This window comes from Burkholderia sp. HI2500 (assembly GCF_002223055.1).
Taxonomy (GTDB): domain Bacteria; phylum Pseudomonadota; class Gammaproteobacteria; order Burkholderiales; family Burkholderiaceae; genus Burkholderia.
The window spans coordinates 1880337-1892774 of the sequence record NZ_NKFL01000004.1; the positions used below are offsets into that span (position 1 = coordinate 1880337).

Consider the following 12438-nt stretch of genomic DNA (forward strand, 5'->3'; position numbering starts at 1 on the left):
TTGTTGTATCGGCGGACGTTCAGCCCGCGGGTTTCGCCACGACCACGAGACAATTGCCGCGCACGGCACTCACCTGATACACGTGCGCGTCGTCGCGCTCGCCGTTCTCGAGCTCGACGTCCCAGTCGGCGCCGCGATACTGCACGCGCGCGCGGCCGTCACGCCACGCGTCGACCGTGACGGTCGCGCCGATATCGAGATTGACGTCGGGATTGGTCGACGTGTCGCGCTTCTGCTTGCGGCCGAGCCCCGAGCGCCGCAACACGACCATCGCGACGATCGCGACCACGGCCGCCGCACCGAACTGCACGTGCGGCGCGAAACCGGCCAGCTGCAGCAGCCCGCCCGCGAGAAAGCCGAGCGCGATCATCAGCAGGTAGAACGTGCCCGTCAGCAACTCGGCCACGACCAGCACGCCCACCGCGACCCACCAGAACAGATGCCCCGACATCATTGTGGTCTCCAGAAAAACATCCCCCGCGCTCACTCGCGTTGCAGGAAACCAGAATACGCGTTGACGCGCGACTCCGGTTCAACATGCTCGCCGCCCCTGCGGAGACGGCCAGTGCGCACGGGCCGGCCCGGTACGTACCCACAAACAAAAACACCCCGGTGCCTACCGGGGTGTTTATAGCATGAACCTTGCATTTTGCCTTCAACGGAAGCACGGTGCCACCGCGCTTCCGTCAAGGATGCGTGACCGACCGTTACTTCCGGTTGGCGAGCGCCTGCCACGTATCGATGATCGTGTCGGGGTTCAGCGAGATCGACACGATGCCTTCGTCCGTCAGCCATTGCGCGAAGTCCGGGTGATCGGACGGGCCCTGGCCGCAGATGCCGACGTACTTGCCCATCTTGCGGCAGGTATCGATCGCGCGCTTCAGCAGGAACTTGACGGCCGGGTCGCGTTCGTCGAAGTCGACAGCCAGCAGTTCCATGCCCGAGTCGCGGTCGAGGCCGAGCGTGAGCTGCGTGAGGTCGTTCGAGCCGATCGAGAAACCGTCGAAGAACTGCAGGAAGTCTTCGGCGAGGATCGCGTTGGTCGGGACTTCGCACATCATCACGAGGCGCAGGCCGTTTTCGCCGCGCTTCAGGCCGAACTTCTCGAGCAGGCCGACGACGCGCTCCGCCTGCTTCACGGTACGCACGAACGGCACCATGATCTCGACGTTGGTCAGGCCCATCTCGTCACGCACGCGCTTCAGTGCACGGCATTCCATCTCGAACGCCTGCGCGAAGTCTTCAGCGATGTAACGCGACGCGCCGCGGAAGCCCAGCATCGGGTTTTCCTCGTCCGGCTCGTAACGCGAACCGCCGATCAGCTTCTTGTACTCGTTCGACTTGAAGTCGGACAGACGCACGATCACGGGCTTCGGATAGAACGCCGCCGCGATCGTCGCGACACCTTCCGTCAGCTTGTCGACGTAGAACTGACGCGGCGATGCGTGACCGCGCGCGACGCTCTCGACGGCCTTCTTCAGATCCTGGTCGATGTTCGGGTACTCGAGGATCGCCTTCGGGTGAACGCCGATGTTGTTGTTGATGATGAACTCGAGACGCGCGAGACCCACGCCGCCGTTCGGCAGTTGCGAGAAGTCGAACGCGAGCTGCGGGTTGCCGACGTTCATCATGATCTTGACCGGGATTTCCGGCAGTTCGCCGCGCTGCACTTCCGTGACTTCCGTCTCGAGCAGGCCGTCGTAGATCTTGCCTTCGTCGCCTTCCGCGCACGACACGGTGACGAGCGCGCCGTCCTTCAGGATGTCGGTCGCGTCGCCGCAGCCGACGACTGCCGGCACGCCGAGTTCACGCGCGATGATCGCCGCGTGGCAGGTCCGGCCGCCACGGTTCGTGACGATCGCGGCTGCACGCTTCATCACCGGCTCCCAGTTCGGGTCGGTCATGTCGGCCACCAGCACGTCGCCCGGCTGCACGCGTTCCATTTCCGACGGATCCTGGATCACGCGCACGGGGCCCGCGCCGATCTTCTGGCCGATCGCGCGGCCCGTTGCCAGCACCTGCGACTGGCCCTTCAGCTTGAAGCGCTGCTCGGCCTTGCCGGTCGCCTGGCTCTTCACGGTTTCCGGGCGTGCCTGCAGGATGAAGATCTTGCCGTCGCGGCCGTCCTTGCCCCACTCGATGTCCATCGGACGCTGGTAGTGCTTCTCGATGATGACCGCGTACTTCGCCAGCTCGATCACGTCTTCGTCGGTGATCGAGTAGCGGTTGCGCTGCTCGTGCGGCACGTCGACCGTCTTCACGCGGCCCGGCTCGCCCGGCTGCGTGAATTCCATCTTGATCAGCTTCGAGCCGATCGAGCGGCGGATGATCGGGTACTTGTCCTGTGCGAGCGTCGTCTTGAACACATAGAACTCGTCCGGGTTCACTGCGCCCTGCACGACGGTTTCGCCCAGGCCGTAGCTCGACGTGATGAACACGGCGTCCTTGAAGCCCGATTCGGTGTCGATCGTGAACATCACGCCGGCCGCGCCGACGTCCGAGCGGACCATGCGCTGCACGCCTGCCGACAGGGCGACTTCCGCGTGCGTGAAGCCCTTGTGCACGCGGTACGAGATCGCGCGGTCGTTGTACAGCGACGCGAACACGTGCTTCATGCGGTCGAGCACGTCCTCGATGCCGACGACGTTCAGGTACGACTCCTGCTGGCCGGCGAACGATGCGTCGGGCAGGTCTTCCGCGGTAGCGGACGAACGCACGGCGAACGACAGCTCGCCCGGCGAGCTGTTCTTCAGGGTTTCGAACTGCTCACGGATTTCCTGCTCGAGACGTGCCTGCAGCGGCGCATCGACGATCCACTTGCGGATTTCGGCGCCGGCTTCGGCGAGCGCCTTCACGTCGTCGATGTCGAGCGACTCGAGACGCTTGGCGATGCGGTCGGTAAGGTCGTTGTGCTTGAGGAAATCGCGGAACGCGAGCGCGGTCGTGGCGAAACCGGTGGGTACGCGAACGCCTGCTTCGGAAAGCTGGCTGATCATTTCGCCCAGCGACGCATTCTTGCCGCCGACGATCTCCACATCGGTCATCCGCAACTGCTCGAACGGAATTACATACGCCTGGTCCTTTGCGACGTTTGCTGCGTTAGTCATACAAGCCCCTAAGTGTGAAAAAAATGCTCGATTGCGCAAGTGGGCTTGGACGCGGGCGCTTGCAAAAAGGCGCGGCGCGTCTTGCGCAACCTGTTGGAGAAACAATCGCAGCGGCGGATAACCTTCCGACCCGATTTACAAAAATCCCGGCAGAAGGGCGATATTTGCAGACAAATCGCCAAACTTGCCGGGAATTTTGGAATCGAGCGGCGAAGCCTGGAGCGCTGTTCGCGCCCTGCCCCCGCAATTGCTTATCCAACAGGTTGCCGCTATTCTACCGTGCCGGCTGCCGGATGTGGCGCGACCTTGTCACTGCGTCTGGAGGCGAACCTCCAGCCGCCCGCGCAACCGCCCTTCACGTTCGACGCCCAGATTCATGCTGCCTACCGTATTCATCGTCTCCGACGGCACCGGGATCACTGCCGAAACCTTCGCGCATTCGATCCTCTCCCAGTTCGACCAGAAATTCCGTCTCGTGCGCGTGCCGTTCGTCGACTCGCTCGACAAGGCCTATGCGACCGTCGAGAAGATCAACGAGGCCGCCGTGCACGACGGCCGCCGCGCGATCGTGTTCACGACGCTCGTCGACAGCGAGTCGAACGACATCGTCAAGCGCTCGAACGCACTCGTGCTCGACATGTTCCAGCGCTTCGTCGAACCGCTCGAGCAGGAACTGGAGCTCAAGTCGAGCCACGCGATGGGCCGCGGCCACCAGAACGCGGACACCGAGGAATACAAGACCCGGATCGAGGCGATCAACTTCTCGCTCGCGCACGACGACGGCCAGTCGAACCGCAACCTGTCGGAAGCCGACGTGATCCTCGTCGGCGTGTCGCGCAGCGGCAAGACGCCGACGAGCCTGTATCTCGCGATGCAGTACGGCGTGAAGGCGGCCAACTATCCGCTGATTCCGGAAGATTTCGAGCGCGGCAAGCTGCCGTCGGCGCTCGCCGCGTACAGCGAGAAGCTGTTCGGGCTGTCGATCGACCCGCAGCGCCTGTCCGAGATCCGCAACGAACGCCGGCCGGGCAGCAAATACGCGGCGCCCGAGAACTGCCGCTACGAGATCAACGAAGCCGAAGCGATGATGCGCCGCGAGGGGATCAAGTGGCTGTCGTCGACGCACAAGTCGATCGAGGAAATCGCGACGACGATCCTGCAGGAAATCCGTCTCGACCGGCAGTCGTACTAAGCCTGAGCGCTGGCGGCCGCGTGGCCGCCGCCAGAAACGAAAAGGCCGCGTCGAACGCGGCCTTTTTCTTGGTGCGGAACGAGCGCGCGTGTGGCGTCACGCACGCCGCTGCTGGCGCACCTGCTCGAACAGGCAGACCGCAGCCGCGGCCGCGACGTTCAGCGACTCCATCCCGCCCGGTTGCGGGATCGTCACGCGATGCGTGGCCGCGTCGCGCCAGAACGCCGACACGCCCGCACCCTCGTTGCCGAACACCCAGGCAACCGGCCCCGACAGGTCGCAGTCGTAAACCGCCTGCGCGCCGTGCGAGTCGGTCAGCGCGACCGGCACAGCGAGGCGCTCGACGAGCGCGCCGGCGTCGACGTCCTCGTGGATCGACAGCAGGAAATGCGCGCCCATGCCCGAGCGCAGCACCTTCGACGACCATGCGTATGCGGTGCCCGGCGCACAGAACACGTGACGCACGCCTGCGGCCGCCGCGCTGCGCAGGATCGAGCCGACGTTGCCGGCGTCCTGCACGCCGTCGAGTACGACCGACGACTGCGTGACGCGCGCCGGCAGCGGCTGCGCCGGCCGGTCGACGAGCAGCAGGAAGCCGACGCCGTTGACGACGTTCGACAACTGCCCGAACAGCGCGTCGGGCAGCGTGACGATCCGCTGCGCATCGATGCGCGCGACGATCGCCTGCGCTTCGGCATGGCCGAGTGCGCCTTCGGTCGTGACGCACAGCTCGGGCGTCGCGCCCGTGTCGAGGTACGCGCTCGCGAGATGGAATCCTTCGAGCAGTGCCTGGCCGCCGCGGCGCTGATGGGACGTCGAACCCGCGAGCGCCTTCAGGCGCTTGTACAGCGGGTTGTCGCGGGAAGTAATGCTTTTCATCGAATCAGGTCGAGTGCCGCACGGACCGGCGCGAACGAGCGCCGATGGGCTTCGCACGGACCGTGCTCGCGCAGTGCGGCAAGGTGTTTCACGGTGCCGTAGCCCGCATGCACGTTGAAGCCGTACACCGGGAAGCGTTCGTGCAGGTCGACGAGCATGCGGTCACGGGTGACCTTCGCGAGGATCGACGCGGCCGAGATGCTCGGCACGAGCGCGTCGCCGCTGACGATCGCCTCGGCGCGCACGGTCAGCGTCGGGCAGCGGTTGCCGTCGATCTGCGCGAGCGTCGGCAGGACCGACAGCCCTTCGACCGCCCGCTTCATCGCGAGCATCGTCGCGTGCAGGATGTTCAGCGTGTCGATCTCGTCGACACTCGCCGACGCGACGCAATACGACAGCGAGCGCGCGACGATCAGCTCGTACAGCGCGTCGCGCTTCTTCGCGGACAACGCCTTCGAATCGTCGAGCCCGTCGATCGGCTGCGCCGGATCGAGGATCACCGCGGCGGCCACCACCGGCCCCGCGAGCGGGCCGCGGCCCGCTTCGTCGACGCCGCAGACGATCTCGTCGGGACGGCTGAAATCGAAACCGCCCTGCACGTCGCTCGACGCGCGGCGGCGTGGTGCACGGACTGCGGTCATGCGCGCCCCTTGCGTTGTTCGAGCACGCGCACGACCGCTTCGGCCGCCTTCACGGCCGTGTTCTGCCGCAGCGAAAGATGCATTTCGGTAAAGACTTCGGTCAGCGTGCGGCGGTTCGCATCGTCGCGCAGCTGCGTGAGCGTCGCATCGGCGAGCGCCTCGGGCGTCGCGAAATGCTGCAGCAGCTCGGGCACGACGAAACGCCCCGCCAGGATGTTCGGCAAGCCGACGTACGGCAGGTAGCCCTGCCGGCGCATGATCTGCCCGGTCAGCCAGGGCACCTTGTATGAGATCACCATCGGCTTCTTCAGCAGCGCGGCTTCCAGCGTAACCGTGCCGCTCTTCACGAGGATCGCGTCGGCAGCCGTCATCGCGACCTGCGAGCGGCCGTCGGTGATCGTCAGCGCGAGCTTCGGATGCGCATCGACGAGCGGCTGCAGCAGCGCGCGCAGCGCGGGCGTCGCCGCCGGCATCACGAACCGTACGCCAGGCTCGCGCTGCTGCATCAGCGCCATCGCCGCGAAGAACGTCGGGCCGATCAGTGCGATTTCCGAGCGCCGGCTGCCCGGCAACACGGCGATCACCGGGCCGTCGGCCGGCAGTCCGAGCGCGATGCGCGCGCCGTGCGTGTCGGGTTCGAGCGGAATCTCGTCGGCGAGCGGATGGCCGACGTAGGTCGAGGCAACGCCTGCCTTGTCGAGAATCGCCGGTTCGAACGGGAACAGGCACAGCATGTGATCGACGGACTTGGCGATCTTCTTGATCCGGCCGCCGCGCCATGCCCAGATCGACGGGCACACGAAGTGGATCGACGGGATGCCCGCGTCGCGCGCCGCCTGTTCGACGTTGAAGTTGAAATCGGGCGCATCGACGCCGATGAACGCGTCCGGCCGCTCGGCGAGCAACTGGCGCTTCAGCTCGCCGCGAATCCGCAGGATCTCGGGAATCTGGCCCAGCGCCTCGACATAGCCGCGCACGGTCAGCTTGTCCATCTGCCAGTGCGAGTCGAAGCCCTGCGCGATCATTCGCGGCCCGCCGATCCCGTAGTACTGGGCCGATTCGGGCAGCCGCTCGCGCAGCCCGCCGAGCAGCGACGCGCCGAGCAGGTCGCCCGACGGTTCGCCGGCCACCATCGCGAGCCGGAGCTGAGAGGTCGGAAGCGGCATCGCTTAGCGGATGATGCCGCGTTGCGACGCGTCGATGAACTCGACGAGCGCCTTCACGGGTGCGTCGCCCTCACCGCCCGCCGCCGCCAGCTCGCGCAACTGCACTTTCGCTTCCTCGAGCGACAGGCCGTTCTTGTACAGCAGGCGGTATGCGCTGCGCAGCGCGGAGATCGCGTCGGGCGAGAAACCGCGCCGGCGCAGCCCTTCGACGTTGATCCCGTGCGGCTCGGCCTTGTTGCCGGCCGCGATCACGAACGGCGGAATGTCCTGCACGAGCGCCGACGCGCCGCCCAGCATCGAGTGCGCGCCGATGCGCACGAACTGGTGGACGCCCGACATCCCGCCGACGATCGCCCAGTCGCCGATCTCGACGTGGCCGGCCATCTGTGCGTTGCTCGACAGGATCACGTGGTTGCCGACGGTGCAGTCATGACCGATGTGCACATAGGCCATGATCCAGTTGTCGTCACCGAGCGTCGTCACGCCGACGTCCTGCACGGTGCCCGTGTGGATCGTCGTGAATTCGCGGATCGTGTTGCGGCTGCCGATCACGAGCTTCGTCGGCTCGTCCTTGTACTTCATGTCCTGCGGACGACCACCGACCGACGCGTAATGGCCGATGCGGTTGTCCTCGCCGAGCGTCGTATGGCCTTCGATCACGCTGTGCGAGCCGATCGTCGTACGCGCGCCGATCGTGACGTGCGGACCGACGATCGCGTACGGGCCGATCTCGACCGATTCGTCGATCTGCGCGCCCGGCTCGACAATCGCGGTGGGATGAATCCTGGTCATGCGCCGTTGCCTCTCGATGTGATGTGTCGCGTTGCGTTGCCTGTCCGTGCCGCGTCGCTCAGGGCGCCACGTCGGTCGTCTTGACCGTGCACATCAGTTCGGCTTCCGCCGCCACCTTGCCGTCCACTTCCGCCACCGCCTTGAACTTCCAGATGCCGCGGATGTAGCGTTCGAACGTCACGTTCAGAATCAGTTGGTCGCCCGGCTCGACCGGACGCTTGAAGCGCGCGCCGTCGATCCCGACGAAGTAGTACAGCGTGTTCTCCGGATCCTTCGGCTGCTCTTCCGAGAAGGTCAGCAGCGCCGCGGCCTGCGCGAGCGCTTCGAGGATCAGCACGCCCGGCATCACCGGCCGCTTCGGGAAATGCCCCTGGAAGTACGGCTCGTTGATCGACACGTTCTTCAGCGCTTTGATGCCCTTGTGCGGTTCGAGTTCGAGCACGCGATCGACGAGCAGAATCGGGTAGCGATGCGGCAGCAGCGTGAGGATCTTGTGGATGTCGAGATTGATTTTTTCAGTGCTCATGATGGTTCGTCTCACGCAGAGGCTGCGCGGTGGTGATGCAAAGGCTGAAGCGGGCCGGCGTGCGGCCCAGTCTGGCAAACCGGGCCGGTTGCGCTGGCCGTACCCGGTTCGAGGTCTCGCATGATGCGCTCAGGCGTCCGTGCCGCCCTGGGCGGCGAGCGCGGCTTCGAGCGCCTTGATGCGCTCGCGCAGCTTGTCGAGGTTGCGCACGAGCGCGGCGCTCTTGTTCCACTCGCCGTGGTCGACGGCCGGGAACGCGCTGGTATAGATGCCGGCCTTCGGCAGCGACTTCGATACGCCCGACTTCGCGGTGATGATGACATAGTCGCCGAGCGTCACGTGACCGGCGATCCCGGCCGCGCCGCCGATCATGCAGTGGCGGCCGATCGTCGTGCTGCCCGCGATCCCGGCGCTGCCGGCGATCACCGTGTAGGCGCCGATCCGGCAGTTGTGGCCGATCTGCACCTGGTTGTCGATCTTCACGCATTCCTCGATGACGGTATCCGCCATCGCGCCGCGATCGATCGTCGTGTTCGCGCCGATCTCGACGTCCGGGCCGATCGTGACGCCGCCGACCTGCGGGATCTTGACCCAGCTACCGGTGCGCGCATCGCCGTCGCCGACGAAATCCGGCGCGAAGCCGAAGCCGTCGGAGCCGATCACGGCACCCGCATGGATGATCGCGCGTGGGCCCACCTTGCAGCCGTGGTACACCGATGCGTTCGGATACAGGTGCGAGCCCGCGCCGATCGTCGTGCCGCGGCCGATGAAGACGTTCGCGTCGAGCTGCACGCCGTCCTCGATCACCGCACCGGCCTCGACCGTCACGTGCGGGCCGATCACCGCGCTCGCGGCGACCTGCGCGGCCGGATCGATCGTCGCGCTCGGATGCACGCCGGCGGCGCGCTGCGGCGTGGCGAGATCGATGAACATCTGCGCGACGCGCGCGAAGTACGCGTACGGATTCGGCGTCACGATGAAGTTGCGACCGCTTGCGGCCGCGCCCAGCTTTTCCAGATCCTTCGGCGCGATCAGCACCGCGCCGGCGCGGGTCGACTCGACCTGCGACAGGTACTTCGGATTCGCGAGGAACGCGAGTTGCTGCGGGCCTGCCTGGTCGAGCGGTGCGAGCCCGCCCACCTTGCACTGTGCGTCGCCGGCGATCTCGCCGCCGAACCGCTTTACGAGTTCCTCAAGCGTCAATGCCATTCGTCGTCTGCTCCGTTCAGTTCGTCGAGCCGGACGCGAGCGCCTTGAGCACCTTGTCGGTGATGTCGATGCGCGGGCTGACGTACACGGCTTCCTGCACGATCAGGTCGTAATTCTGCTGCTCGGCGATCTGCTTGATGACCTTGTTCGCCCGCTCGAGCACGGCCGCCAGCTCCTCGTTGCGGCGCTGGTTCAGGTCTTCGCGGAACTCGCGCTGCTTGCGCTGGAAGTCGGTATCGAGCTGGGCGAGATCGCGCTGCTTCTGCGCGCGGTCGCCCGCCGACAGCGACGCGCCGTTCTTGTCCAGCGAATCGGACATCGACTTCAGGCGCGCCGCCAGATCCTGCAGATCCTTGTCGCGCTTCGCGAACTCGGCTTCGAGCTTCGTCTGCGCCGCCTTCGCGGGCACCGACTCGCGCAGGATCCGATCCGAATTGACCGCCGCGATGCGGGCGACGTCCTGTGCGTGCACCGTTGCCGCGCCCAAGGCCAGCGCAACGGTCAGCGCGCACATCACTCGTTTCGAAAACTTACCGGTTAGCAAAATTACCCTCTCGTTGCTGTTGTCATGCGTTCGGTCAGAACGCCGTCCCGATCTGGAACTGGAATTTCTGGTACTGGTCGCCTTCATGCTTCTGCAGCGGGAACCCGAGGCTCAGCTTCAGCGGGCCGATCGGCGAGATCCACGCGAGACCCACACCGTAGCCGTAACGCAGGCCGTTGGCGCCCGTACTCGTGCCGCCCGGCGCGTTGCCCCACACGTTACCGCCGTCGAGGAACGTGAACACGCGCAGCGTGCGGTCGTAGCCCGTGCCCGGCAGCGGGAACGTCAGCTCGATGTTGCCGACGACCATCTTCGAACCGCCGATCGGGTCGTTCGTCTTCGTGTCGCGCGGGCCCAGCGAGCTCGGCTCGTAGCCACGCACGGAGCCGATACCGCCCGCGTAGTAGTTCTTGAAGATCGGGTACGGGTTGCCGATACCGTTACCGTAGCCGCCCTGCAGGTTCAGGCCCAGGATGAAGCCGCGCGAGAACGAATAGTAGTACTGGGCCTGCAGGTCGGCCTTGTAGTACTGGATCTTGCCGACCGGCACGCCGTACTCCATGTTCGCCTGCGTGAAGTAGCCGCGGCTCGGAATCAGCGCGCTGTCACGCGCGTCGCGCGACCACGCGACCGTCAGCGGCACCGTGTTCGACACGCGGCCGAACTCGTTCACGTAAGCCTGGTAGCTCTGCGGCGTGTTCGAATCGACGGAGAGACGGTTCTGCTCGAAGCCCGCGCCGAAGTAGACCGTGTCGACTTCCGAGAACGGGATGCCGAACTTCAGGTTGCCGCCCGCACTGATGATCCGGAAGCTCGAGCTCGTCGAATAGTAGAGCGGCTGGTACGTGCGGTAGTAGACGTCCGTGATCCGCTTGATGCCGTCGACCGTGAAGTACGGGTCGACCTGCGTGACGGTCAGCGTACGGTAGCTCTTCGCGGTGTTGACGTTCACCGACAGGCTGGTACCCGAACCGAACACGTTGTCCTGCGACACGCCCGCCGACAGCACGACCTTGTCCGTCGACGAGAAGCCGGCGCCCAGCGTGATCGCGCCGGTCGGCTTTTCGTCGACCTTCACGTTCACGTCGACCTGGTCGTTCGTGCCTTCGACCGGCAGCGTCGTCACGTCGACGTTGGTGAAGTAGCCGAGACGGTTCACGCGATCCTTCGACAGCGCGAGGCGGTTCGAATCGAACCACGAGCTTTCGAGCTGGCGCATTTCGCGGCGCACCACTTCGTCGCGCGTGCGCGTGTTGCCGACGACGTTGATGCGGCGCACGTACACGCGGCGGCTCGGATCGACGACGAGGTTCAGGTTCACCTTGTGGTTCGCCTGGTCGATGTCCGGCTGCGCGTTGACGGTCGCGAATGCGTAGCCGTACTCACCGAGCTTGTCGACGATCGACTTGGTGGTCTGTTGCAGCTTTTCGGCCGAGAAGCGATCGCCCGGCTTGATCTTGATCAGCTTGTTGAGTTCGGCTTCGCGATCGAGCAGGTTGCCCGACAGCTTGATGCCCGACACCGTGTACGGCTCGCCTTCGTGCAGCGTGACCGTCAGGTACATGTCCTTCTTGTCGGGCGAGATCGACACCTGGGTCGAATCGATGTTGAACTCGAGATAGCCGCGGTTCAGGTAGTACGAGCGCACCGCCTCGAGGTCGCCGGTGAGCTTTTCCTTCGAGTACAGGTCGTTCTTCGTGTACCAGGAGAACCAGTTCGGCGTCGACAGCTGCATTTCGTCGCGCAGCGTGCTGGTGCTGAATGCCTTGTTGCCGATGAAGTTGATCTGGCGGATCTTCGCACTCGGACCTTCGGCCACCGCGAACAGGATCGACACGCGGTTCGCGTCGACCGGCGTGACCGTCGTCTTGACCTCGGCCGCGTAGAAGCCGCGCGTGAGGTACTGGCGCTTGAGTTCCTGCTCCGCCTTGTCGACGAGCGCCTTGTCGTAGTAGCGGCCGTCGGCGAGGCCGACTGCGCGCAGCGCCTTCGTCAGGTTGTCCTTGTCGAACTCCTTCGTGCCGGTGAAGTCGATCGACGCGATGGCCGGACGCTCCTGCACCTGCACGATCACGACGTTGCCCTGCGTGGCGATGCGTACGTCGTTGAAGAAGCCCGTCGCGTACAGCGCGCGGATTGCTTCGGATGCCTTGTCGTCCGTGAAGGTATCGCCCTGCTTGATCGGCAGGTAGGCGAACACCGAACCCGCTTCGACGCGCTGCAGCCCCTCGATCTTGATGTCTTGCACCACGAACGGTGCCGCTGCATGGGCCGCGAGGCCGTGCGCGGCGAGCGCGGCCGCTGCAACTGTCTTAGGTACAAAGCGATGAGGTTTGAACAACATGCATCCCCAATATTTAGCTGCATCAAATCAGGCGGCTA

The 12438-nt window shown here is 65.3% G+C and carries 11 protein-coding genes; 1 reads left to right on the top strand and 10 read right to left on the bottom strand.

The annotated features are described in order from the left end of the window. Window positions 1-19: 19 nt before the first annotated feature. Window positions 20-454, bottom strand: coding sequence for an NfeD family protein (locus tag CFB45_RS11470; protein WP_046545972.1), 435 nt, complete (start codon window positions 452-454; stop codon window positions 20-22). A gap of 253 nt (window positions 455-707) precedes the next feature. Beyond that, a complete protein-coding gene (gene ppsA / locus CFB45_RS11480) occupies window positions 708-3107 on the bottom strand; it encodes a phosphoenolpyruvate synthase (RefSeq protein ID WP_089425678.1) in 2400 nt (799 codons plus the stop codon). A gap of 376 nt (window positions 3108-3483) precedes the next feature. Here ppsA and ppsR point away from each other — a divergent pair, with 376 nt between their 5' ends. Beyond that, a complete protein-coding gene (ppsR, locus tag CFB45_RS11485) occupies window positions 3484-4299 on the top strand; it encodes a posphoenolpyruvate synthetase regulatory kinase/phosphorylase PpsR (protein ID WP_011352445.1) in 816 nt (271 codons plus the stop codon). 96 nt (window positions 4300-4395) lie between these two features. Here ppsR and CFB45_RS11490 read toward each other — a convergent pair whose 3' ends face one another. The 8 genes from CFB45_RS11490 to bamA form a co-directional block, all read right to left on the bottom strand. Beyond that, a complete protein-coding gene (locus tag CFB45_RS11490) occupies window positions 4396-5178 on the bottom strand; it encodes a TrmH family RNA methyltransferase (RefSeq protein WP_089425679.1) in 783 nt (260 codons plus the stop codon). After that, window positions 5175-5819, bottom strand: coding sequence for a ribonuclease HII (gene rnhB, locus CFB45_RS11495; protein ID WP_089425680.1), 645 nt, complete (start codon window positions 5817-5819; stop codon window positions 5175-5177). The genes CFB45_RS11490 and rnhB overlap by 4 nt, the downstream gene beginning before the upstream one ends. Next, window positions 5816-6985 (bottom strand): lipid-A-disaccharide synthase, encoded by a 1170-nt coding sequence (gene lpxB / locus CFB45_RS11500; protein ID WP_089425681.1) that lies wholly within the window; start codon window positions 6983-6985, stop codon window positions 5816-5818. The genes rnhB and lpxB overlap by 4 nt, the downstream gene beginning before the upstream one ends. 3 nt (window positions 6986-6988) lie before the next feature. Then, a complete protein-coding gene (gene lpxA, locus CFB45_RS11505; protein ID WP_089425682.1) occupies window positions 6989-7777 on the bottom strand; it encodes an acyl-ACP--UDP-N-acetylglucosamine O-acyltransferase in 789 nt (262 codons plus the stop codon). 58 nt (window positions 7778-7835) lie between these two features. Then, window positions 7836-8303, bottom strand: a complete 468-nt coding sequence (fabZ, locus tag CFB45_RS11510) for a 3-hydroxyacyl-ACP dehydratase FabZ (RefSeq protein ID WP_011352450.1) — start codon at window positions 8301-8303, stop codon at window positions 7836-7838. A gap of 129 nt (window positions 8304-8432) precedes the next feature. Then, window positions 8433-9512, bottom strand: a complete 1080-nt coding sequence (gene lpxD, locus CFB45_RS11515) for a UDP-3-O-(3-hydroxymyristoyl)glucosamine N-acyltransferase (protein ID WP_089425683.1) — start codon at window positions 9510-9512, stop codon at window positions 8433-8435. A gap of 16 nt (window positions 9513-9528) precedes the next feature. Continuing rightward, window positions 9529-10026, bottom strand: coding sequence for an OmpH family outer membrane protein (locus tag CFB45_RS11520; RefSeq protein ID WP_174972625.1), 498 nt, complete (start codon window positions 10024-10026; stop codon window positions 9529-9531). Between the two features lie 64 nt (window positions 10027-10090). Continuing rightward, on the bottom strand, window positions 10091-12400 hold the full coding sequence (gene bamA, locus CFB45_RS11525) for an outer membrane protein assembly factor BamA (RefSeq protein WP_089425685.1): 2310 nt from the start codon (window positions 12398-12400) through the stop codon (window positions 10091-10093). Window positions 12401-12438: the final 38 nt, after the last annotated feature.